Here is a 22,503-nt window from a genome sequence, read left to right as displayed (position 1 = left end):
TTTCATAAAGAAGGGAGGCAGGACAATGTCCTGCCTCCCTTCTTTATTGTCTTTATTGGTTGTCTTTGTTTCTACTAGCGCTGCATGTGCTTTTCTAGCAAGCTCTTGGACATGGGCTTGTAGAGCAGATGGAACAGCATCTCAATGTAGCGCACCATATCCTCTCGGTTTTCTTGCGAAGTATAGTTCCAGAAGCCGTAGATTTTGGCGAGCGACATCAGTTTGGTGGTGTGAATTTTCCAGGTGTAGGTGCTGTAGACCCGCTCTATTCCGCGATTAGAAATTTCTTCCCAGTAGCCAGGGTTTTGGTCACACTTGGAGATGAAATCCAGAATGATTTCAGCCATTTCTTCAGGCAACGTCGGGTTGATGTAGAAGCCGTTGTACTTGTCTTGAATAATTTCCAATGGACCACCAAAACGAGTTCCAAATGTGGGTAGTCCAGAAATCATGGCTTCCAAGATGGTTAGACCAAAGGCTTCAAACAGAGCAGGCTGAACAAAAATGCCTCGGTTGTCGGCAATCACCCGGTAGATTTCTCCAGAATCGCTCTTCGGCAAACGCACGCCTAGCCACCGAATTTTGCCGTGCAGGTTGTACTGATCGATGATTTGGTAAAGTTTGTGGATCTCGTTGATTTCTTCCTGGTCGTTTGATTCCTCTGCCCGCAGTTTTCCTGCCACCAAAATCAGGTTGCACCGCTCCTGCAATGCTTTGCTCATACCAAAGCATTCGGCTAGACCCGTGAGGTTCTTGATTCGATCGAGGCGGGCCATCGAAAACAGGGGGCGTTTGCTGAGGTCGTCTAGTTTGCCATAAACACTGCTAGGGTCTTCTGAGGTGAAGAGCAGTTCTTCTAGGCGATCGCGATCGCCTGGTACCCGATCTTCCATCCGACTGTAGGGAAAGTAGGAGCTTTCGTTTACGCCAGGGGGCACCACGTTAAATTTAGGGCTGAATAGATCAATTCCACTCACCACGTGATACAGCTCTGGCATCGTGAAGCATTTGTAAGACTCGTACTGTCCAACGCTGTCGGGCGTTCCAACAATTTCCTGGTAGGTGCTGCTGATAATAAAGTTGGCAGCGTTCATGGCAATCAGGTCAGCCGTAAACTGAATCGAGAAGTGATACTGGTCTTCCAGGTCTTGCCAGTACAGGTTACTGAACAGGTATTTCGATTTTTCTAGAGCGTGCGCCACGTTGCACTGAGTGACTTTCAGGCGGCGGGCGAGCAAGAAGGCGACCAGATTGCCATCGGAATAGTTGCCAATAATCAGATCTGGTTTGCCCTGAAACTCAGCCAACAGTTCTCGTTCAGCGTCAATGGCGTAGGTTTCCAGGTAAGGCCAGATTTCAAAGCGGGAAATCCAATTTTGCGTGAGGTTGGGGTTAAATTCGCGGAAGGGTACACGCAAAATCCAACCATTCTGAGTGCCGTGAATCTTTTCCAGCCGTTGGTTGCAGAGCGTGCCGTCACTGTTGGGAATCAGGCGAGTCAGGACAATCACCTTAGGATGGACGGACTCGGCTTCTAGTCCTGCTAGAGCAATGTCTTGCTGGAGCTGCTTTTCAATGCTTCTTACCTGGTCAAGGACGTATACAACCTGACCGCCTGTATCGGGGCGGCCCAAGACTCCCTCTTGCCCAAACCAGCCATGAGGGGAGACTAGCACCACCCGAAACACCATCGGAATGCGGGAAATGAAAGCTTCTAGGGATTGGTGATCTGGCGAATCTAAAAGCTGGTCGAGCATCTCCAGCGTTTCACGAACTCGACCTGCAGTATTTCCCCAACCTGGCTCAAATCCTAATGCTTGTAGGTCAAACCGAAAATTGTCGTAAGCCTCATCGTGGGGGCGATTGCTAACTAGGGTCAGGGCGCGTTTTAGCTGATCCGAAAGTTGTTGTTGGGATTGAATTCGACCGTTGATCAGGAGTTGAGTGCCATTGCAGCTATGCAGGCTGAGGAATTTGTAAAGCGCCTCTAGCCACTGCTTTGGGTCTTGGAATAATTTGCTGGAAAGGTAGCGATTGAGGAATTCTACGCCTTTGCCGATGTTTTTGGGATCGCGCAGGGCGGGTGAATAGTCATAAAAGGGCTGAAAATCAACCTCCAAAACATCGCCTTCTTGCGGATTGAAGCGGTTAACGAAGCGATCGCGCAGATCCAACAACTCTTGAACTGTCATTGACTCTACAGTTAAATCTTCCAATAATCGATAGACCTCCTGACTGGCAATTTTAGGTCTAACGATTATGCACAAGCTTTCCTGATCTAAGATGATTTCCTGTGTGTAATAAATGAGCTTGCCTAAATGAGAAGACTGAAAAAACTGCTCAGGTTTCTGGTTGTGGGCACAATACTCGGCAAAAGCGGTAATGATGTCATTTCTCAGCAAATATTGCTGATCGCGCTGTCTCAATTCGCTGGCAAACTGGCGTAAATCGGCTCTCTCATCCTGATTGGTAAGAATCGCTTGAATCAGCTCGGACATAGCAACTCCTTCGACTAGGTTTAGTGATCAACAAGAAACGCGTTGTTTGAACGGGCGGTTTTGCAGCAAAAGTTAGAGACTGAAAAATACAATCTCAATTGCATCCAGAATTGGCTACTTACGAGCTGTAGGCAGCTTCCCTGTAGCCTCTAGTCAATTCTGTTGTCTCTATTTATGACAGCCAAAAGTCTCTATAGGTTCTTTGGCTAAAGGGTTCAAGTCCAGTAGAGAAACACCTGAGGTGAATTAAAGTTAAAGGCACCAAAGATGCATGTTACAGCGCTTTGCTTCCGCACAACTTCTTTCTCAGGTTCTAAATTGTTATTAGATAGTCATGCTAAACAATGCTTAGCTAATCTAGCTGGTTTTAGCTCAGTTCTAGAAATCTAAAGAGTTAAGTGTTGCTCCTCCTAGCTGAGTTACAAGCAGTTTGAGCAGGATACAGACAAGCTGCTCTTCGCCAATACAATCCCACAGCTTAGTAAATGGGTGAGTAAAGCTAACCCCTGAAATATTGAATTTCCAATGAAGTTTTCGGTGGAGTTACGGTTAGTGTCGTTTTTGTTTAATATAATGCGACGTTTTTTAACAAAACTCTATAAAGAGATTTGAAGAAGGTTAATTTCTTGATTACAGACGAAACTGAGTTGGTATAACTAGCACTTTATCAACCCGATTTCCGTCCATATCCATCACTTCTAAACGTAGATTATTCCACTCAAAATGATCGGATGACGTGGGAATACGCCCAAGTTGAGTAATTACAAAACCCCCCAAAGTTTGAAAGTTGCCGCGATCTTCGCCTGGAATTTCCTCAATCTCAAAGATTTCTTTGAATTTTTCGATTGGCAATGTTCCGTCTAGCAGCCAGGAGCCGTCTTCACGCTGAATTGCAGGTGACTCGTGAGGCTGGTCGGCGAAAGGAACATCTCCAATGATGACTTCCATCACATCATTTAGGGTTACGATTCCCTGGATTACGCCATATTCATCAACTACCAGCGCAATGTGAGTGCCGGACTGCTTAAACATTTCCAACACCTTGAAGGCACGGGTACTTTCAGGAACGAATAAGGGCTGTCGCAGGATGTCAATTAGGTCAAGGGACCGGTTTAAGAGGCTCCGGGCTAGCAAATCTGTAACGTTAACCACGCCTAGTACGTGATCAGGGTTGTCTTGACAAACCGGAAAGCGACTATGACGGCTCTCGATCATTTTTTGGCGATTGACTTCGGTAGAGTCGTTGATGTCTAGCCAGGTGATGTCGAATCGAGGAGTCATTAATGAGGCGACATGCTGATCGCCCAGACGAAAGACTCGCTCTACCATGTCTTGCTCTGCAATTTCAAAGGTTCCGGCTTCGGCTCCCTGTCGAATCAAAACTTTGATTTCTTCTTCGGTGACGAGGGGCTCGTCTGATGCCCCACCTGCACCTAGCAGTCGCAAGATTGAATCTGTAGAACTGGTCAGCAGATAGACTACGGGGTAGGCAATTCTTGAGAGCCACTGCATTGGAATTGCGACTGATGCAGCAATCTTTTCGGGGCTAGCTAGGGCCAAACGTTTAGGAACTAGTTCACCGATGATGATGGATAGGTAGGTGATGATGGCAACGACGAGTCCAAAGGCGATCGCCTGACTATAGTTCTTTAAAAGAGGCACCAGCCCAATGTAGGGAGCTAGTCTACCTGCCAGGGTTGCTCCACCAAAAGCTCCCGCCAGGATGCCGATCAGGGTAATGCCGACCTGTACTGTGGAAAGAAAACGATTGGGAGCGTTTGCCAGTTCTAGGGCAGCCTGAGCTTTAGCATCCCCATCTTCGGCTAATTCTTGGAGGCGGGCTTTGCGGGCTGAAACAACGGCAATCTCAGACATTGCAAATACGCCATTGGCAATGACCAGCAGCAAAATAATTAAAATTTCGAAGGTGACAGAAGACATGCTTAGGGTGCCTGGAATGACCTGCTATTAAGTTTGAGGGAACTAGCGCCGTTTTCGGACTAGATAACATCCATCGATTTTAATCTGACAAATTACTGCAATCGGATTACCCTACCTGGGTTGTGTTATCCGGGGCGTACTGCAGATGATAAGCCTTTTAGAATAGTTAAGATAGGTAAATTTTGAGATATCTTTAATCTCTTAAACGGTAATCTCTCATCCTTAAACGTTGATTTTTCAACGCTCCACCACACTGCGATTCCAGGGCGTATGGCTTTTTCTTCAATTACTCGCGCGTTGGGGCGATCGCCCCTCACCACTGAACTGCTGAGCAAACTGAGCCAGCAGCGGTCTCTGGTGTTAAATGGCATTGCCCGCATTCCTAAAGGGTTGATTGCTTCGGCGATCGCCCAAGTCCGCCAGCACAACCTGCTGGTGATCGCTGCCACGCTTGAAGAAGCTGGACGCTGGACGGCTCAACTCGAAGCAATGGGTTGGCAAACTGTGCATTTCTACCCCACTTCGGAGGCTTCTCCTTACGAACCCTTTGACTCTGAAGCTGAAATGACTTGGGGGCAACTTCAGGTGCTTGCCGACCTGCAAGGACTGGGCAAACGGACTTTAGCTTCACCGTCCAACCCCCAATCTCCAACCCCTAACTCCCAATCCCCGATCGTGATTGTTACGACCGAACGCGCCCTTCAGCCTCATCTGCCGCCCACTGAAACATTTCAGCATTATTGCCTTACGTTGAACCGAGGCATGGAGCTAAACCTGGAAGAATTTAGCCAGCAGCTAGCGCGGTTAGGCTATGAGCGAGTGCCATTGGTTGAAACGGAGGGGCAGTGGAGCCGTCGGGGAGACATTATTGACGTGTTTCCGGTTGCCTCGGAGCTACCCGTGCGTCTGGAGCTATTTGGCGATGAGCTTGACCAGATTCGTGAGTTTGACCCGGCAACACAGCGATCGCTCGACAGCATTACTCGTTTGGTTTTAACCACGACTGACTTCGGACCCATGATTATGCAGGGGTTGGGGGTTGGAGGTTGGGGATTGGGGAATGGCAAGGAAGCTCCGTCTCAAATTGATTCCCGCTTGGCGCATTACCTTTCGGTTGAAGAGTTAGAGCGGCTAGAGTCGGGCCAAACGATTGAAGGAATGCGGCGTTTTTTGGGACTGGCATTTAAGCAGCCTGCATCGCTGCTAGATTACCTGCCGGAAAATACGCTGGTGGCAATCGATGAGCCGGAGCAGTGTCGAGCGCATGGCGATCGCTGGTCTGAACACGCCCAGGAGCAGTGGCAAGAAACGGCAGTGGGTGCAAATCACGATATGCCGCTGCCGCAAATTCACCGCAGTTTTACAGATTCTTTGGCTGACCTGGAGCTATTTGAGCGACTGCATTTATCAGAATTGGCAGAAGAAGGAAATGGACTTAACCTTGCTAGTCGTCCTGTGCCTGCTACCCCGCATCAGTTTGCTAAGCTAGCTGAGACGTTGAGGCAAGAGCGCGATCGCAACTTCTCGATCTGGCTGGTTTCGGCCCAGCCGTCGCGATCGGTGTCACTCTTGCAAGAGCATGACTGTCCGGCGCAGTTTGTGCCCAATCCGCGAGATTATTTGGCGATCGACAAGCTTCAGGGGCAGCACATTCCCGTTGCGGTCAAATATTCAGGGCTCGCAGAGCTAGAAGGTTTCATCCTGCCGACTTTCCGATTGGTGATCGTTACTGATCGGGAGTTTTTTGGGCAGCATTCCCTGGCAACGCCCAGCTATGTCCGCAAACGCCGCCGTGCTGCCTCCAAACAGGTTGACCCCAACAAGCTCCAGCCCGGAGATTACGTGGTTCACAAGAATCACGGTGTAGGTAAATTCCTTAAATTAGAAAGCCTGGAGATCAACTATGAGATCCGGGAATATCTGGTGTTGCAATATGCGGATGGGTTGCTGCGGGTAGCGGCCGATCAGCTTAGTTCTCTATCGCGCTTTCGGGGAGCCGGGGATCAGGTGCCCCAGCTCAACAAAATGTCGAACAAGGCGTGGGAGAAAACTAAGAGTAAGGTTCGCAAGGCAGTTAAAAAGGTTGCGGTTGATTTGTTGCAGCTTTATGCTCAGCGATCGCAACAAGAGGGACACCCCTATCCGTCTGACATGCCCTGGCAGGAGGAGATGGAAGACTCCTTCCCCTATCAGCCGACAACTGACCAGCTTAAAGCTGTCCAGGATGTGAAGCGAGATATGGAAAGCCCTCGCCCGATGGACCGTCTTGTCTGTGGTGATGTCGGCTTTGGCAAAACTGAAGTGGCAATTCGAGCGATTTTCAAAGCGGTGACGGCAGGCAAACAGGTGGCACTGCTGGCTCCAACGACGATTTTGACGCAGCAGCACTACCACACGCTAAAAGAGCGATTTGCGCCTTACCCCATTCAGATTGGGCTACTGAACCGCTTCCGCACGTTGGATGAACGGCGCGATATTCAGCAGCGGCTTTCAACCGGGGAGCTAGACATCGTGGTGGGGACGCATCAACTGCTGGGCAAGGGCGTTAAGTTCCGGGATTTGGGTTTGCTGGTAGTAGATGAAGAGCAGCGGTTTGGCGTAAACCAGAAAGAAAAGATCAAGTCGCTTAGAACTCAAGTCGATGTGCTAACGCTCAGTGCTACGCCTATTCCCCGGACGCTTTACATGGCGCTGTCAGGTGTGAGGGAAATGAGCCTGATCACTACGCCGCCCCCTTCTCGTCGCCCAATCAAAACTCACCTTGCGCCACTTGATCCGGATATGGTGAGAACCGCGATTCGGCAGGAGCTTGACCGAGGCGGGCAGGTGTTTTACGTGGTGCCACGAGTTGAGGGAATTGAAGAAACCGCTGGAAAGTTGCGGGAGATGGTGCCCAGTGCAAGATTGGCGATCGCCCACGGTCAAATGCAAGAAGGTGAACTGGAAGCCACCATGCTTACTTTTAGCAATGGAGACGCTGAAATTCTGGTTTGCACCACCATTATTGAGTCGGGTCTGGACATTCCCCGTGTCAACACAATTCTAATTGAAGACGCGCAGCGGTTTGGCTTGTCTCAGCTTTATCAACTTCGAGGTCGGGTCGGCAGAGCTGGAATTCAGGCTCACGCTTGGTTGTTTTATCCTAAGCAAAGTCAGCTTTCAGATACGGCTCGACAGCGGTTGCGGGCGATTCAGGAATTCACTCAACTGGGGTCAGGCTATCAGCTTGCCGTGCGAGACATGGAAATTCGCGGCGTAGGAAATCTGTTGGGTGCTGAGCAGTCTGGACAGATGGATGCGATCGGCTTTGACTTATATATGGAAATGCTGGAGGAGGCGATTAAAGAAATTCGCGGGCAGGAGATTCCCCAGGTTGATGATGCTCAAATTGATTTGAATTTGACTGCTTTTATCCCTGCCGACTACATTCCAGATTTAGATCAAAAGATGAGCGCTTATCGGGCTGTGGCATCTGCCGACTCTAAGCAGGAATTGACTCAGATTGCTGCGGATTGGAGCGATCGCTACGGTCCAATTCCCACTGCTGCCCTACAGCTCATTCGCGTCGTAGAACTGAAGCAAATTGCCAAGAAACTTGGCTTCTCAAGAATCAAGCCCGAAGGCAAGCAGCATGTCGTCTTAGAAACACCAATGGAGGAACCCGCCTGGAATTTGCTCAAAGCCAACCTACCAGAACATCTGCAAACTCGTTTTGTCTACACCCCCGGAAAAGTCACCGTGCGCGGTCTAGCCGTTCTCAATGCCGACCTTCAACTTGAGAACCTGATTGACTGGCTTAGTCGAATGCGCGGCGCACTGCCAGAACCTGCACTGGTTTGACTAAGGTGACTTTATAATGACAAATCATGAATGGCAAAAATCATGTTAGCCAGTTCAATTCCTTATCAGGTCACCTGGGAAAAACTGCCCGATGACTATGTTTTAGACGATGAGCCAGTGGACAACATTAATCAGCCATCCCTTGCTGCTGCGCTCACCGAAAGTTTGGAACTTGCTGGGAAGCTGCCAGGTAGCGCATTAACCACGACTAACTACGGCATTTGCGCCACCTTGAATGGTCGGATTGTCATTAAAGCCCCTGATTGGGGATATGTCGCGTCTATTCGAGTGCCACGAGAAGAGGTTGTGCGGAGCTATACGCCAAACCTTCAAGGTGACATTCCTGCGATTGTGATGGAATTTTTATCTGATACGGAAGGGACGGAGTATTCAGTTAAGCCAACTTACCCGCCTGGAAAATGGTTTTTCTACGAGCAGATTTTACAAGTTCCTAACTACGTCATTTTTGAACCCAATAGCGGAGCTTTGGAAGTTTATAAGTTAGATGATTCAATGCGCTACAAACTGCAATCGCTTGAGTCTGGCGATCGCTATTGGATCGCTGAAATGAATCTATTTCTGGGCGTCTGGCAGGGAATCCGAGAAAACCGCACAGGCTACTGGTTGCGTTGGTGGAATGAACAGGGAGAGCTGTTGCTCTGGGGATCAGAATTTGCAGAACAAGAACGGCAACGAGCAGAGCAAGAACGGCAACGAGCAGAGCAAGAACGGCGACGGGCAGACCGGTTGGCAGCGCAGCTACGAGCCGCAGGAATTGAACCGGAAAATTAATTCTTAGCAGAATGGTTAGGGAGATACGGAAGAATGCGATCACTATCCTCTGCTCTCCCCTACTTCAGGAAACTTAACTAAATCGCCACACGTCAGACTCATTTGACTGAGTTATTTTGCTGGATGGAAATGAGTCACTTTTTTCCTTCGGTAGAATCGACACCAGAATGGCTAACTTGAGACACAGTAGCTACATCAACCAAAACTGAGTGTAGGTTTTTCAAGTATGAAACGGTTTCTTAGTGCCCTTTCTCTCACCTTCGTGCTGTGTGGCACATCGGCGATCGCCCAAGCTCAGGTAGTTTCTGATCCAGTTGATCGAGTTGTCAATGCAGGGCTGATGAGTCGTTCTGCTAACGGTGACTTTCGTGCTGACGCACTTTTGAGTCGGGCAGAGCTAGCTAGTATTTTGGTTAAAACTTTTCAACTCGATCGGCGCAATCCCGATCAAGCGATGGTGATTCAGATGCAGGATGTACCTGAATCACACTGGGCCTACAACGACATCCAAACGGTGTTGCGAAATGGCATCATGACGGGCTATCGGGAAGGGCGTTTTTTCCCAGAGCAGCGAGTTTCACGGGCGGAAGCCTTTTCCATTTTTGCTCAGGCTTATGGGGTATTCCAGTTTCCCAATGAGACGATTGACGAGATTCTGGCTCAGTATCCAGATTCGACAGACATTCCTGCCTGGGCAAGACGGTCAATGGCAACAGCACTGCATGAAGGATTTGTGAATGTAGATGCCAGCAGTCAGATTGGTCCACTGCGACCGATGACACGGGGTGATATGGCTTACGGATTGAGCCGATATTTGGAGAATCAGCAAAATTCTGGTTCATAAGAATGTAGCGTAGAAATCTTGCTCATTTGAGTGGCAAAAGTTAAGATATCGGCGCTACGATGGGTAAGTTCCCCCATCGGAATGGGTAACCTTCCTTATATAAACTGGGTGCCGTGACAACGAGCAAGAAGCTCATTTTTACAGTCACGATTGCTTTCATCAGGCGTGTCCGTTGATTAATTCGCTCCACAAGTTGACTTATCTGTAGGGACTGGAATTGGCTAACACCGCAAAAATACTCACCAAAGTCTTGCAGATAAGAAGTTTTCACCAGAGCTTTAGTGAAAACTCGGTTTTTTTCTCACTTCCTTTAAGAAACATTTTGATCCCATTCGTATCTTTGTAACAGGAACGAAAACTTAATTGAGCGATCGTGCGATCGCCAGTACCTCTCAACATGAACATCTCACCCAGAGCAAATCAAGGCAGTAAGGCTCATTCCGATCTCTTACAGCCTGTGCGTCAATGGTTGGATAACGTTGAAATTCGTGACCCCAAAGTTGCCCGTCTCATCTCTCGGTTGATTCCTGCCCAATGTCCTTTTGAACGTGACGTTAATCTGTTTGGTCGTACCGTAGCCCACATCCCCCCTCTGTGTAAGCTCAACCCTTTATACGACCAGTTTGTTGGGCTTCGCTTTCGTTCTCTTTGCTTTCTAGTTGACCAGTGTGGTGAAGACATTCAGTCTTACTGTTAATCCTCTTACTGTTAATCCATAAATAAAAAGGCACCTTGCGATGCAGGGTGTCTTTTTATTTGTAGTCGTAAAAGAATAAAGAATAAGGCAAGAGCTTAACCCTGCCTCATTCTTTTGTAGAAACGGTATAACCAGCGCTAAAGTTCGTCTATTAGATTTTCGATTCGCTCAGCCAGGAGGGGATGGTTGATTTGTTCAATCAGTCTTTGAGCCTGGAAATAAAATAGTCTTGCTCGCCCTTTTTGGTTGAGATTGGCGTAGGTTGAGCCAACGTTGAGCAAGGTGTTAATCCGTCCGGGGCGATCGCCCAGCTTCCGCTGAATCTGCAAAGCAGCGCTATAAAACTCTAGTGCTTGCTGAGGTTGATTCAACACGCCGCAGGTGCAGCCCATGTTGTCAAGGGTGTTTGCCTGTCCGAGACAGTCGCCCAACTCTTTTTGCGTTAGAAGTACCTGGTGATAGAGCAGCAATGCCTGATTCGGCTGACCTAAGTCTCGGTAGACAGAAGCAATGTTGCCGAGAGTGGTAGCTTCTCCCTGGCGATTGCCTGCTATTTGCTGCGCTAAAAGCGCCTGCTGGAAGTGCTCCATTGCTTGGGGGAGCTTACCTAGTGCAATGTAGGTGAAGCCGATGTTGTTGAGCGTAGCAGCCTCGCCGGGGCGATCGCCCAGCTTTTGACGAGTTGGCAAAACTTGGTGATAGAGCAGGAGCGATCGCTTGGGTTCACCCAGACGCGTATAAACTAGGGCAATGTCGTTTAGCGTTGCTGCTTCGCCCTGCCAATCGCCCAGTTTTCTAAAGATTGGGAGTGCCCGATTGAAGTACTCAACGGCTTGCTGCAGTTTACCTAACTGGCTGTAGGCAGAGCCAATGTTGCTTAGCGTAATTGCTTCTCCGCGACTGTTGCTCAATTCTTGAGTGATGGCAAGGGCTTGCTTAAAACAATCTAGCGCTTGAAGGGGCTGCCAGCATTGAATGTGGGCTAAACCCATGTCATTAAAAGTGTTGCCTTCTCGCAGGCGATCGGGAATGTTTTGGGCCAGGGTCAGGTTTTGTTTTAGCAGTGCCAGATACTCATGATGTTGACCGCGTCTGTAAAGACTGGCGGCTTCGCTGCGGCGCTGTTCCCATTCCTGTAAGTTTCGTGATTGAGTCATGAGTGTGAGTCAAATGTGTTGATGGTGCTTATGACTGCCCTGGGTAATTTACATCTAGCCAGAATTTCTCAAGTCCTTGAGAAACTAATATCTGCCTCTGGGTAGATGCGGTTCCACGAAAATACCACATCTGCTGGGCAAATGTGGCGAAAAGTTAATGATTCTAAAGAAATGGTTAACGGCTGCAGCGGTTTTCTAGTCTGCTAAAGACAGCGCACCAAATTGTTCCTAAGTTGTGATTTGCGCTTTGAGTGCATGGAAGGACGCTAAGTGGGACTGCCCAGGGATGTTAATTGAGACTCAATTTGAGCAGAGTCAAGCGATCGCCCAATGAAAACCAGTCGGGTTTCTCTAGGTTCTTCCGGTTGCCAGGGGCGATCGTAAAACTGCTCAAACCTTGCGCCTACGCCTTGCAGTACCATTCGCATTGGTTTCTCAGGAACGGCGACGAATCCTTTAATGCGATAAATTTCCTGCTGCTCAACCAGTGCTTTTAGTCGTTCCTGTAGTGCTTTGGGGTCAAAAGCTTGATTCCAAACGAGATGAGTAGAAGTGATTTCATCGTCGTGTTCGTGCTCCTCTTCCTCATCGTGGTGACTGGGGCGAGTTTCCAGGTTGTCTTCCACTGCTGCGTTGAAGCCGAGGAGAATGTTGGGATCTAGCTGTCCGCGATCGCTTCTCACGATCTTCACGGCCCTAGGCACTTCCTGCTGAATCAACGATAAAACTTCTGTCACCGTACACTCGTCTACCAAATCGGTTTTGTTGAGTGCCACTAAGTCAGCACAGGCAAGCTGGTCTTCAAATAGTTCCTGCAAGGGCGTTTCATGATCCAGGCTTTCGTCTGCTTGACGCTGGGCAACGAGTGCCTCCAGGTCATGCGCCAGCGTTCCGTTTGCCACTGCTTCACAATCGACCACTGTGACGACTCCATCCACTGTGGCAGCATTGCGAATTTCCTGCCAACGGAAGGCTTTGACGAGTGGCTTGGGCAGCGCTAAACCCGACGTTTCGATCAGAATACAGTCCAGGCTATCTCGCCGTTTCAGCAATTCCAACATCGTCGGTAAAAATTCTTCCTGGACAGTGCAGCAGAGACAGCCGTTGGTGAGTTCGATGATGTTAGGGGATTGGGGGTTGGGGGGAAGATTTGCTGCTGTCTCGTTTTCAGCAGCTTCGGTAGGTTCGGGGCAGGGGCAGGCGCGGAGGATATCGCCGTCGATGCCGAGTTCGCCAAATTCGTTGACCAGAACCGCGATGCGGCGACCCTGATTGTTTTGCAGCAGGTGCCGAATCAGCGTGGTCTTGCCGCTGCCAAGGAATCCAGTAATGATCGTGACGGGAATTTTTGCAGCCATGCGAGAAAATCCAGCGATGCAGAGAACGCTCCCCATTGTCGCAGAATCTCGGAGGGGATTACACAATGGAGAGAGGGGCGAGGCAGTTCCCCTTTTTGCGCGATCGCTTTTACATCGCTTTGAGAATGTCGACAGCAGGGATACGAATTCATGGATGAAGCTTGGGTTAACTCTCTATTGCAAGATCTGAAAAATCCAGATGAGCCAGTTCGCCAGCAGGCAACTCAGGAGCTTTGGCAACTCTGGTTTCAACAAAAAGGAGTCTATGGGCTGGAACTGCTGGGCCGCAGTCAGGCATTAATGGAAGCAGGGTTAATGGAGCAAGCAGAGGCTTTATTAACCGAAATTATTCAGGCTCAACCCGACTTTGCTGAAGCCTGGAATCGTCGGGCAGTTTTGTACTACGTTCAGCAGCAATATCGAAAGTCTTTAGCGGACTGTCAGCAGGCAGTTGAACTCAACTCAGTTCACTTCGGCGCACTGCACGGAATGGGGCTCTGCTATGCCGCATTAGGAGAATATAGCGAGGCAATCTGGGCATTTCGTAAAGCCCTAGAAATTCAGCCCTATTCTCTAGAAAATCAAAAACTCATTTTGGAATGTACAGCACGTTTAAGTTAGTTTTAGTTGGAGTTTGATATATCTTGCTTTGAATTGTGTACAGACGTGGTTCACTGCATCTGTATAAGCTCTTCGTGATGGCTAATTCTCCTGTTGAGGCGTAGCAAAGGCTTATTAGCAGGCGAAAATGCCCAAAAAAATATGGCTATGGGAATCAACATTAGAGTTTTTACGACCAACTACAAATTTCATCAAATGTCCAAGTATCTAAACCTAGTCCAGGAAGCGTTTAGCCAACATTTAGATGAGATTGAAAAGGTATATGAGGAAGAAATATCGCGAGAAATGGAAGAGGAGGAATACTACTTCCTCAAAGACCATTACACAGATAAGTTTATTGAGATGGAGCGCGACCTTCCCGACCTTCTCCTCTCAAGTTTTGTCATAACTTGGTATTCATTTGTAGAGCAGCAACTTGAAGATATTTGTAAAAGTTTCGAAACAGATATCTCTGCACCTGAGAATATTAAGCATGATAAAGGTATTAGAAGGTCAAGAAAGATTTTATTGACAATAGCTAAATATGAGATTAACTCTGCTGATTGGCAAGAGTTAGTCAAGATTGGAGGATTACGCAACCTGCTTGTGCATACTGGAAACAGGCTTAATGGTAGTCTTTTTAGATCGACTGGGAAAGAAATATCGCTCGTAAGTGAGGTTGGAAACACATACTATTTCTCAATAGAGCCGTCTTTTCTCAGCTATCTAAAAAAACACAAATTACTTGAGCATACAGGGTTTTCTTTGAATATCTTTCCAACTTTTAGCTATTGTGATTACCTTGTTGAATTTGGTAGATCACTATTAATTAGATTGTATTCTGATCTTGACATCAAGTAACTTTAGAATTATGAGCAAAACGCCTTTTGAGGAGTCTCAAAATTCTGATGATGAGCTTCTAACTGAGTACTATTTTGATTACAAGAAGGCAAAACCCAATCGCTTTGCTGCTCGCGATGGAGAGCAAGTCTTAAAGGTTGTAGTTTTGGACGAAGACGTTGCTAAAGTTTTTACAACACTGGAATCAGTTAATAAAGTGCTGAGAGCATTAATTGAGACGATGCCACAAGTCACGATTGCGACACAGCTTAATAGTTCTAGTACAGCAGACTGACGAATCTTGTATTTGAAGGTCTAAATAATGTCTGTAGACAAAATGCATCCACAACAGCAAGATTTTCAGTACTCAAGAAGTTGGCAGTATGGACTCACCTAGCGGAAATGCAACGATTGTTTGTATAGAACAAGGATGAGCGATCGCAGATATCCACACTACGCTTAGATTGGCTTGGTAGACTAAGGACATTGATTGGGCTAAGTTGACCTATGTCCATCGCGATCGACCAACCAGTACAACAGAAGCCACTCAGCTTTGATGAGTTTCTCGCCCATTATGGTGACGATAACCGCTATGAACTGATTGATGGAGAGGTTTTCGACTTGGAACCAACAGGTTTGCATGAAGAAGTCGCAGCCTTCATTACAACAAAGCTTTGCGTCCAGATCGATGTAACAAACTTACCTTGGTTCGTCCTTCAGCGAGGGCTATTACGCCCTTCCAACATAGGCACGACAGCATTTCGACCTGATGTTGCGGCTATCGATCGCAGTGAACTGAACAACGAACCGCTTTGGCTTGATCAATCGATTCTGACTTTAAGTAGTTCGATTAAATTTGTGGCAGAAGTTGTAAGTAGCAACTGGCAAAATGATTATGCCCGTAAGCTCGAGGATTACGCCGTTTTAGGAATTCCCGAATATTGGATTGCAGACTATGCAGGGTTAGGAGGGACTCGACACATTGGAAAACCCAAACAACCTACTCTCTCTGTCTGTACGCTAGTCAATGGAGAGTATGAAATCCAGCAGTTTCGAGGCAGTCAAACCATCGTCTCTCTAACCTTTCCAAGTTTAAAACTGACCGCTGAGCAGGTATTGAGGGCTGGCAGGTAAATCGCCACGACTAGGTAATTCGGGTTGGACTTCGAGCTGTTTACCGTTTTGGCTCTCGTAGCCTGAAGAGTTAGCTATCTAATCGGTCAGAATCAGTTGAGTAACCCATCGATCGCCCCTTTCCCCATCTCCTGCTTGAAGCTGAGCTACACGCCAGGTTTTACCCTCAACTTGGCGTTGCAAATACACCTCAAATGGGTTTTCTCGCTGGGTTACGCGGTGGTTGGGAAACTTCAAAGTTAGATCATAGGTACCCTGAACTCGGTAAGACACGAGATCTTGAATTTTGAGGGGCTGGCGTTTGGTAATATGAACGCGATCGATTTCAAACTCAGGCGGTTGGGACGAGCCGGAGTATAGCTGCTGAGTTAATGCTTGCTGGGTTTGGCTCACCTGAATGGCGATCGCCTGCTTCACTAAGGTTTGATTTGGACTTCTGCCGATGCCACAACCGCTGAGCAGCACCACCATCACGATCGCTATGATTGCTCGTATAGCTAACATTTTGCCTTTTCCCATTGCCTCACCGTCCAAAGTTTACCGCTGATTTACCTTAAAACGATGACTAACAAGAGTCTGAATCTGGGCGATCGCCTCTACGACTATTTACTCGCAGTTTCGCTGCGAGAACCGGAGATCTTGCTAAAGCTGCGAGAAGAAACAGCCCGCCATCCGATGAGTCAGATGCAGATTGCGCCAGAGCAAGGACAATTTATGGCGCTGTTGGTGCAGTTGATGGGGGCGACAAAGACTCTGGAAGTCGGCGTATTCACAGGCTATAGCGCTTTGTCTGTGGCGCTGGCGTTACCGGAAAATGGGCAGGTTGTCGCTTGTGACGTGAGTGAGGAGTTTACAGCGATCGCCCGTCGCTATTGGGAAATGGCGGGAGTCGCAGACAGAATTGATTTGCGAATTGCGCCAGCGGTTGAAACGCTAGATCAGCTTCTGGCTGAGGGGCAGGCAAAAACCTTTGATTTTGCGTTTATTGATGCCGATAAAAGCAACTATGAAACCTACTATGAGCGGGCGTTGCAGCTTGTGCGTCCAGGGGGGCTAATTTTAATTGACAACGTGTTGTGGTCTGGACGAGTGGCGGATGGTCAGGTGCAGGATACGCGAACTGAAGCCATTCGTGCGTTTAACCGGAAGCTGCATGAAGATCAGCGGGTGACCCTAAGTATGGTGGCGATCGCCGATGGCTTAACCCTTGCCTTAAAGCGCCCCTAGTAGGGTGTGTTAGGCGAAGCCGTAACGCACCCCGTCCTCAAGAATTAATGCGTTACGCTATCGCTAACGCATCCTACAAAGATGAAGCTATAGAAATTGAGATATGTCGTTACGACAAGCGATCGCCTTTTACCTAGAAGATATTGAAACCATTCCCGGAAGAGTTGTCAACTTAGTCATTACTGGATTGGTGCTAATTTCTTCGGCAATCTTTGTTGCAGAAACTTACCCAATTTCGGCTTCTGTCCGTTCAATCCTGGATGCGATTGATACGGGAATTCTGATTGTCTTTGCAGTGGAATATCTGCTGCGGTTTTGGTGTGCTGAGAAAAAGATTCGTTATGTTTTCAGTCTTTATTCCATCATTGACCTTTTAGCAATTTTGCCATTTTTTATCCCTGGAGTGGATATCAAATTCATTCGAATTTTTCGCTGGTTCCGAATCTTACGATTAATTAGATTCGTTGAAGGAAGAACCAAATTTGGCTACATCAGCGGTGAAGATAGTATTATTGTCACCCGAATTTTATTCACGCTTTTTGCTATCATCTTTGTCTACTCTGGCATCATCTATCAAGTTGAGCATCCGGTTAATCCAGAAGACTTTGCCACTTTTTTGGATGCATTTTATTTCTCAGTCGCAACGATGACAACAGTTGGCTTTGGTGATGTCACACCCATTTCTGAAGTAGGACGACTGCTTACCGTACTAATGATTTTGACAGGTATTGCTCTGATTCCCTGGCAGTTAGGTGATTTGATTAAACAACTGCTTAGTACGACCAAACAGATGGAGTTTCTTTGCCCTGGATGTGGGCTTGACTCTCATGATACGGATGCTCGGTTCTGTAAAATCTGCGGTACGGAGTTAAGAAACATTTGCAAGATTTAGCTGTTAATTTTTTGTTTTACGATTCGAATGCTTTCCCAAGCAGGAAGTTGTCCGGCTCTGCGTTGGTCAATTAGCACAAAGAAAGCGAAGAGATTAAATGCTTCGCTGCTTTTGCTTAGATACTCACGGCTCAGTTCTTCACACTCGCGACGGGTGGGTTTTTGAGTAGGCAACAAACCTCGGCTTTTTGCTGCTTTGTCGTGAGCTTCTGAAATTAATTTAAACAGCACAGAAGTGAGCAGGGTATAAGCTCGAAATTGACTTAAGTCATAGTCGCGTTGTGCTATGAAATCATAGTTGAGGCTATGGGTGCGATCGCCCACCAACTTAATCAAATCCAGCAAATCTTGCTCTAGTGGAATTGTGGGTTGGAAACTAAAATCAGACTCAAAGTCAATGATGCGAGAACGGGCAAATTCTAGGTCAAGGTTAAGGTCGAAGCCGCTGTGCGTCGTGAGGCCAAGTGCTTGATATAGCAAGTTGAGTGAGCTAGAGGCAGAGAGCGTTTTATCAGGAGGGTGATCGAGGGCACGATCCAACTCTTCAATGAGGAAGCGATCGCTCTCCACTAATTCTGCCAGTGCCTTATACCAGCGTTGCCACTGGATGGGGGCAATTCCGGTGATGAGTTGGCGATCGCCCGCGTTACACCAGCAGCCAATTTGTTTTGCTTGGAGTGGATGCTCCTGCACTTCAATTTGCTTGGGTAAGCGAAACCTGGCTTCCCCTACAAATACGGAAGAACTGCCCTCCAAAAATGTATCCCCGATTGGGCTAGAGCGCTGCGTCAGCCACTCACAAAACTCTTCTGCATCGCTAGCTCGAATACCCGTGATCGGACTCATTGCTCTGCCAGGTGAAAACTTTGCCGTTTGCCAGTGGTCGGGCTGGCAGCTTTCTCCCGACTGATTCTTCTCATCAATAAAAAGCTGATACTCCGCACAGGTAATGTAGCTCGTGTCGATTTCAGTCAGGTCATCCATTCGCAGCAGCTTGTTTAAACGGCGCGATAGTTTTACCTCCGCTGCCAGCTTAAAGATTTCTGCGTCCGCAGATTCCAGCCCTTTTTCTAAGGTGTCCTCTAGCTGTCGTCGCACGTCTGGCTGCACACTTAACCCTTCTTCCAGGCAGTCATAAGCTAGCGTTAACGAAACCACGCTGGGCTGGTCAAGCGCTGCCCAAATCAGGTTACTGGCATCCTCTTGCGCGGCATAGAGGCGAATAGTTTCATCCCACCAGGGATCATCAATGTTGCGAGTAAGCAAAAACTCTTGCTTTGATTCCTTAATCTGAGCGGCGGCCAGATATTCCTGAAAACTCTTGTGGACAAACTCATACACATCAGGCTGGCGTCGCACCAGCAAACCACTGATATTTTCAATTTGCTCTAAAAAGTCCTCTGGATCTGCGTCGTAGCCTGCAACCGTCACCAACTTTTCGCGAATCAGTAAACATCCGGTTACTTTCTTAAATTCGCGAGTTTTCTTCTGCATTCGCTTTAGCGCCAGAACTTGCAGCACCAGTTTTTTCTGAGCAGCGGTCAAGGATTCAACGATGCCTTTTGCGTCTTGTCTACGTCCCAGCAGCACATCACAGATTTCTGCATAGAGTTCGACCCGTCGCCCTGGGAGTGCGCCTTGATAACAGTGAACCGTTGCAATCATTGTCAGCAGCAGCGGATTCAGCGCCATCGCTGCTAGAGCCGGATTGTGTTTGATGCGGCTAAACAGATCGCCTGCTTGCTGTTGTGCCACCTGCCGTACACCGGGGTCGTCCTTTCCCAGACGGCGCATGATCTCGTTTTGCAAATACCAGTTGTTGATAAATTGCTCAACCTGCTTCAGCGTAAAGGGCTGCACTTCAGCCACCAGCCCAATGTGACGAAGCGGAGCGCTGCGATAGCCAAACGGACGGGAAGTAACGATAAATGCATTGGTGGGATAGCTGAGCATCTGCTCGTCAACCCAGCGGCTCACCTGATGCCGCCGAGCGCTGTCTGCGACCTCATCCAAGCCGTCGAGTAAAACTAAACACTTACCCTGTCGCAGTCTCGACTCAAACCAATCAGCAGGTGGGTTGAGTTTCTGGACGGCGTTTTGCTGCTGAATCAGTGTTGTCAGTGTGGGTGGAACTTCGACCAAATCTGCACCAGTTTTGTCCAGGAAGAGGGCTTCTTGAACGTCTCGCAAATAAAGCAGAATGGGAATTAACGCTGGAGCTTTGGGATGCTGGCGAGTCTGCGCCTTTTGGGCATAGGTGAGCGTCAAATGCTCTAGCAGTGTGCTTTTGCCAGAACCAGGCGGACCCAGAACAACAATTCGCTTGAAGGTGGATTGTTCGGTTAGCTTGGCAAGAAAATCCCAAATCTCCAGGCTTTCTGTCGCATGACGAACTGGGATCATGGCAGAAGAAACCTTATCGGTCGTCTCTGGAGCAAGTTGAAGGGGTACAAACACTTTCTCCAGATTTAGAGCAAACGGACCTTTGGTTTTCAGTCCTTGAGTCCGAAAGTCACGTAGGGCGTAAATCAGGCTTTGATAGTAGCGGCTCTGGAAGTTGGACAGTAAGGTTAGGGCAAATTGATCGGCTGTTCTAATCACCCATTGGGCGGAGTCAGCTCCTCGCTGAGCTGCCGCTTCTTCGAGCGTTTCCATAAACTTGCCGCTGAATTTAGCCCAGAGTGACAGACATGCGGTGATAAAGGAGAGGGCGATCGCCCGTGTCCATTCCTGGTTTAAGGCATAGTGCAGCGTTGCCCCCGCCCCAATTCCTGAAGGAACCCACTTAATCAGCGTTTGAGTAATCCTTTGCATCCGCTATGCTGACCCTACACGTCTGCATACGAGTGTAGGCGATCGCCCTTCAGATGTTGGTATCTAGCCCATGCGAGTAAGCGCTGCAATTTTGGTGAGTTTATCTGCCCCTAACCCTTCCAGTTCGTCTAGATGCAGCAAACCTTCTCTCACTAAAGTAGCGAAGACAAAAATTAAAACAGAGTATCTGTAATCATATTTGCCGTCTATCTCATGTCTTTTGGCACTCAAAAAATCATGGAGATGCCAGATGTCATCCTGGGTTGCGATCGCACTCGCTTTTTCTCGGACTCCCTTCATCAAAGCATCAATTTCTCGCTCGTAGGCTCTTTTGAAAGCCACCTGAGCAACTTCCTTTTCAGTCTTAGACCACTCGGTATCACTCACTTGCATCATTAACCCTAAAAAATCAAAATTTTATGATGGAGTACCGCTTGCAAAAGCACTCTTATGTGTTTATGGAAACTCACTTCTAAATTGAAGCTAGCCTTTTTACGCTTACCTTAAATCCTGATGCCTGGTTGCCTGACAAAACTCCAAAAACCATTGATATAACGTGGGTTGGGTGAAGCAAAGCGGAACCCAACAGAATCTAGGCAAACGTTGGGTTTCACGTTGTTCCACCCAACCTACATTTGATACTTTAGTCCATGCAATCGGTAGGGGCGAATGACCGTTCGCCCCTACCCGAAACTTCTTGGTTTTAACCTAGCGGACTAGATTCAACAGTTCTTTAGGAGATGCTAATAAGTCGATCGCCACAAAGAAAATTTTGCCATCGGGATTGAGCAAGAACCGCCAAGCCATGTTCATGCCTACAGCCGCACCAAACCAGGGAGTTTGCACCTTACCTGTCACTTTTATCTGGGTATAACCGTCTTCTGCGGGTTCAGCCACACCTCGTTCGGGGATGAGTTTGAGGTTCTGGCATTCCTCATTAAAGAATCGAAGAACAGCATCTTTACCGACAATGGGTCTTTGGAAAGGAGGTTGCAGAGCGCCATCAGGAGCAAATAGTTCAATCAGCGCTTTAAAGTCATTAGCGTTGAGATTATCCATGTAGCTCAACACAGTGGGATTGGTCACGCCTTCAATGTTGACTGGAGTTCTGGCAGACTTTTCCTTTGGAGCCACAACAGGTTCAGATACTCTGGTGTAATCGTCTAGCTTGCTTGGGTCAAATCCCATATCGATCACAGCGTTGCGTAAGACGGTAATCTGTTGACCTTGGTCGAGTTCTCTCACGGCTTGCAGTACTGCGGAAGCATTAGCAGAGAGCTGGTAGCCCGCTGGAATTGGAGCCACAATTCCTTGATCCATCCATACACCAAGCTGATACCAAAACCCTAGCTTGATGTTTGGAGACCACATGCCATAGGCACGGCAAATTGGGGTATCAGCCTGGTTTGCTAGGTCACACATGACCTGCGTTTGTTCTTCAAAAGTCATTTGCCGAATTTGATTCAGGGTTGCTTCTGCAAATTGCATACTGGCAGCACCCGGAGCAGCAACAGTAATTGTTTTGCCCATTTCGAGGTAAGCAAACCATGTCCATGCCAGTTGATCCTCGGCACTAAGCTGCTTAAATCTAGCAATTGTGGCGGGTACTGCATCAGCAGACAAGGTATTTGGGAAAATACTGCGCGCTGAATCAATAGTAAATGGCATCTTTAAAGACCTACCTTACTGGATTTGCAATTAGTGGAAAGAACAGAGAAGCTCTTGAGCTGTGCAGCTTTCTTTGTTTGTTACAAAGTATCACGAAATTGTTACGAAATTTAACAAATATTTACTTTTTTCTTGAGGAAGGAGCAGTTGCCGCGATCGCGCTGCCTCTTCCAAAAACTGAAACAGTTGATGAATAAAGCTT

General features: G+C 47.9%; 19 protein-coding genes. 10 read left to right on the top strand and 9 right to left on the bottom strand.

Annotated features, from left to right (window positions below; genetic code table 11):
- Positions 1-74: 74 nt before the first annotated feature.
- Both H6F93_RS18500 and H6F93_RS18495 read right to left on the bottom strand, forming a co-directional pair.
- Positions 75-2,498, bottom strand: a complete 2,424-nt coding sequence (locus H6F93_RS18500) for a sucrose synthase (protein WP_190683610.1) — start codon at positions 2,496-2,498, stop codon at positions 75-77.
- A gap of 630 nt (positions 2,499-3,128) precedes the next feature.
- Positions 3,129-4,439, bottom strand: coding sequence for a hemolysin family protein (locus H6F93_RS18495; protein WP_190683607.1), 1,311 nt, complete (start codon positions 4,437-4,439; stop codon positions 3,129-3,131).
- A gap of 270 nt (positions 4,440-4,709) precedes the next feature.
- Between H6F93_RS18495 and mfd the strand changes: the two genes are divergently transcribed.
- The 3 genes from mfd (at position 4,710) to H6F93_RS18480 (ending at position 9,915) form a co-directional block, all read left to right on the top strand.
- Positions 4,710-8,279: a transcription-repair coupling factor gene (mfd, locus tag H6F93_RS18490; RefSeq protein ID WP_190683604.1), complete on the top strand. Its 3,570-nt coding sequence runs from the start codon at positions 4,710-4,712 to the stop codon at positions 8,277-8,279.
- A gap of 30 nt (positions 8,280-8,309) precedes the next feature.
- The gene (locus H6F93_RS18485) at positions 8,310-9,071 is read left to right on the top strand and encodes a Uma2 family endonuclease (RefSeq protein ID WP_199313792.1); all 762 of its coding nucleotides are present in this window, start codon (positions 8,310-8,312) and stop codon (positions 9,069-9,071) included.
- A gap of 226 nt (positions 9,072-9,297) precedes the next feature.
- Positions 9,298-9,915, top strand: a complete 618-nt coding sequence (locus H6F93_RS18480; protein ID WP_190683602.1) for an S-layer homology domain-containing protein — start codon at positions 9,298-9,300, stop codon at positions 9,913-9,915.
- A gap of 267 nt (positions 9,916-10,182) precedes the next feature.
- Here the strand turns inward: H6F93_RS18480 and H6F93_RS34720 are convergent, their stop codons facing one another.
- The gene (locus H6F93_RS34720; RefSeq protein ID WP_277882863.1) at positions 10,183-10,314 is read right to left on the bottom strand and encodes a hypothetical protein; all 132 of its coding nucleotides are present in this window, start codon (positions 10,312-10,314) and stop codon (positions 10,183-10,185) included.
- Between H6F93_RS34720 and H6F93_RS18475 the strand changes: the two genes are divergently transcribed.
- Positions 10,313-10,612: a Mo-dependent nitrogenase C-terminal domain-containing protein gene (locus H6F93_RS18475; protein WP_190642012.1), complete on the top strand. Its 300-nt coding sequence runs from the start codon at positions 10,313-10,315 to the stop codon at positions 10,610-10,612. The two genes, H6F93_RS34720 and H6F93_RS18475, sit on opposite strands and share 2 nt — an antisense overlap.
- 137 nt (positions 10,613-10,749) lie before the next feature.
- On the opposite strand, the gene H6F93_RS18470 is transcribed toward H6F93_RS18475, so the two are convergent.
- Complete coding sequence (locus H6F93_RS18470; protein ID WP_190642013.1) at positions 10,750-11,769, bottom strand: tetratricopeptide repeat protein; 1,020 nt, start codon at positions 11,767-11,769, stop codon at positions 10,750-10,752.
- Positions 11,770-12,035: 266 nt separating this feature from the next.
- A complete protein-coding gene (gene cobW / locus H6F93_RS18465) occupies positions 12,036-13,127 on the bottom strand; it encodes a cobalamin biosynthesis protein CobW (protein ID WP_190642014.1) in 1,092 nt (363 codons plus the stop codon).
- A 150-nt stretch (positions 13,128-13,277) separates the two neighbouring features.
- Here cobW and H6F93_RS18460 point away from each other — a divergent pair, with 150 nt between their 5' ends.
- The 4 genes from H6F93_RS18460 (at position 13,278) to H6F93_RS18445 (ending at position 15,701) form a co-directional block, all read left to right on the top strand.
- Positions 13,278-13,748, top strand: coding sequence for a tetratricopeptide repeat protein (locus tag H6F93_RS18460; protein WP_190642055.1), 471 nt, complete (start codon positions 13,278-13,280; stop codon positions 13,746-13,748).
- A gap of 93 nt (positions 13,749-13,841) precedes the next feature.
- Positions 13,842-14,588, top strand: coding sequence for a hypothetical protein (locus tag H6F93_RS18455; RefSeq protein ID WP_206755745.1), 747 nt, complete (start codon positions 13,842-13,844; stop codon positions 14,586-14,588).
- Positions 14,589-14,598: 10 nt separating this feature from the next.
- Positions 14,599-14,862, top strand: a complete 264-nt coding sequence (locus H6F93_RS18450) for a hypothetical protein (protein ID WP_190683596.1) — start codon at positions 14,599-14,601, stop codon at positions 14,860-14,862.
- A gap of 212 nt (positions 14,863-15,074) precedes the next feature.
- A complete protein-coding gene (locus H6F93_RS18445) occupies positions 15,075-15,701 on the top strand; it encodes a Uma2 family endonuclease (RefSeq protein WP_190683594.1) in 627 nt (208 codons plus the stop codon).
- Positions 15,702-15,779: 78 nt separating this feature from the next.
- On the opposite strand, the gene H6F93_RS18440 is transcribed toward H6F93_RS18445, so the two are convergent.
- The gene (locus H6F93_RS18440) at positions 15,780-16,220 is read right to left on the bottom strand and encodes a hypothetical protein (RefSeq protein WP_199313791.1); all 441 of its coding nucleotides are present in this window, start codon (positions 16,218-16,220) and stop codon (positions 15,780-15,782) included.
- A 42-nt stretch (positions 16,221-16,262) separates the two neighbouring features.
- Between H6F93_RS18440 and H6F93_RS18435 the strand changes: the two genes are divergently transcribed.
- The gene (locus H6F93_RS18435; RefSeq protein ID WP_190683591.1) at positions 16,263-16,928 is read left to right on the top strand and encodes a class I SAM-dependent methyltransferase; all 666 of its coding nucleotides are present in this window, start codon (positions 16,263-16,265) and stop codon (positions 16,926-16,928) included.
- A 103-nt stretch (positions 16,929-17,031) separates the two neighbouring features.
- On the top strand, positions 17,032-17,820 hold the full coding sequence (locus H6F93_RS18430; protein WP_190642017.1) for an ion transporter: 789 nt from the start codon (positions 17,032-17,034) through the stop codon (positions 17,818-17,820).
- Here the strand turns inward: H6F93_RS18430 and H6F93_RS18425 are convergent.
- From H6F93_RS18425 to H6F93_RS18415, 3 genes are all read right to left on the bottom strand, one after another.
- Positions 17,817-20,633: an NACHT domain-containing protein gene (locus H6F93_RS18425; RefSeq protein WP_190683588.1), complete on the bottom strand. Its 2,817-nt coding sequence runs from the start codon at positions 20,631-20,633 to the stop codon at positions 17,817-17,819. The two genes, H6F93_RS18430 and H6F93_RS18425, sit on opposite strands and share 4 nt — an antisense overlap.
- 63 nt (positions 20,634-20,696) lie before the next feature.
- Entirely contained in the window at positions 20,697-21,029 is a 333-nt protein-coding gene (frp, locus tag H6F93_RS18420) for a fluorescence recovery protein (protein WP_190683585.1), read from the bottom strand.
- Positions 21,030-21,341: 312 nt separating this feature from the next.
- Complete coding sequence (locus H6F93_RS18415) at positions 21,342-22,301, bottom strand: orange carotenoid-binding protein (RefSeq protein ID WP_190683582.1); 960 nt, start codon at positions 22,299-22,301, stop codon at positions 21,342-21,344.
- Positions 22,302-22,503: the final 202 nt, after the last annotated feature.

Source organism: Leptolyngbya sp. FACHB-671, from assembly GCF_014695745.1.
Lineage (GTDB): Bacteria > Cyanobacteriota > Cyanobacteriia > Elainellales > Elainellaceae > JAAUTN01.
This window is presented reverse-complemented; position numbering and strand designations above follow the sequence as displayed.

Bases quoted from the DNA above. Each gene is read 5' to 3' on its own strand.
- H6F93_RS18500 (WP_190683610.1), bottom strand. From the start codon at position 2,498: ATGTCCGAGCTGATTCAAGCGATTCTTACCAATCAGGATGAGAGAGCC.
- H6F93_RS18495 (WP_190683607.1), bottom strand. From the start codon at position 4,439: ATGTCTTCTGTCACCTTCGAAATTTTAATTATTTTGCTGCTGGTCATT.
- mfd (WP_190683604.1), top strand. From the start codon at position 4,710: ATGGCTTTTTCTTCAATTACTCGCGCGTTGGGGCGATCGCCCCTCACC.
- H6F93_RS18485 (WP_199313792.1), top strand. From the start codon at position 8,310: ATGGCAAAAATCATGTTAGCCAGTTCAATTCCTTATCAGGTCACCTGG.
- H6F93_RS18480 (WP_190683602.1), top strand. From the start codon at position 9,298: ATGAAACGGTTTCTTAGTGCCCTTTCTCTCACCTTCGTGCTGTGTGGC.
- H6F93_RS18475 (WP_190642012.1), top strand. From the start codon at position 10,313: ATGAACATCTCACCCAGAGCAAATCAAGGCAGTAAGGCTCATTCCGAT.
- H6F93_RS34720 (WP_277882863.1), bottom strand. From the start codon at position 10,314: ATGTTGAGAGGTACTGGCGATCGCACGATCGCTCAATTAAGTTTTCGT.
- H6F93_RS18470 (WP_190642013.1), bottom strand. From the start codon at position 11,769: ATGACTCAATCACGAAACTTACAGGAATGGGAACAGCGCCGCAGCGAA.
- cobW (WP_190642014.1), bottom strand. From the start codon at position 13,127: ATGGCTGCAAAAATTCCCGTCACGATCATTACTGGATTCCTTGGCAGC.
- H6F93_RS18460 (WP_190642055.1), top strand. From the start codon at position 13,278: ATGGATGAAGCTTGGGTTAACTCTCTATTGCAAGATCTGAAAAATCCA.
- H6F93_RS18450 (WP_190683596.1), top strand. From the start codon at position 14,599: ATGAGCAAAACGCCTTTTGAGGAGTCTCAAAATTCTGATGATGAGCTT.
- H6F93_RS18445 (WP_190683594.1), top strand. From the start codon at position 15,075: ATGTCCATCGCGATCGACCAACCAGTACAACAGAAGCCACTCAGCTTT.
- H6F93_RS18440 (WP_199313791.1), bottom strand. From the start codon at position 16,220: ATGGGAAAAGGCAAAATGTTAGCTATACGAGCAATCATAGCGATCGTG.
- H6F93_RS18435 (WP_190683591.1), top strand. From the start codon at position 16,263: ATGACTAACAAGAGTCTGAATCTGGGCGATCGCCTCTACGACTATTTA.
- H6F93_RS18430 (WP_190642017.1), top strand. From the start codon at position 17,032: ATGTCGTTACGACAAGCGATCGCCTTTTACCTAGAAGATATTGAAACC.
- H6F93_RS18425 (WP_190683588.1), bottom strand. From the start codon at position 20,633: ATGCAAAGGATTACTCAAACGCTGATTAAGTGGGTTCCTTCAGGAATT.
- frp (WP_190683585.1), bottom strand. From the start codon at position 21,029: ATGATGCAAGTGAGTGATACCGAGTGGTCTAAGACTGAAAAGGAAGTT.
- H6F93_RS18415 (WP_190683582.1), bottom strand. From the start codon at position 22,301: ATGCCATTTACTATTGATTCAGCGCGCAGTATTTTCCCAAATACCTTG.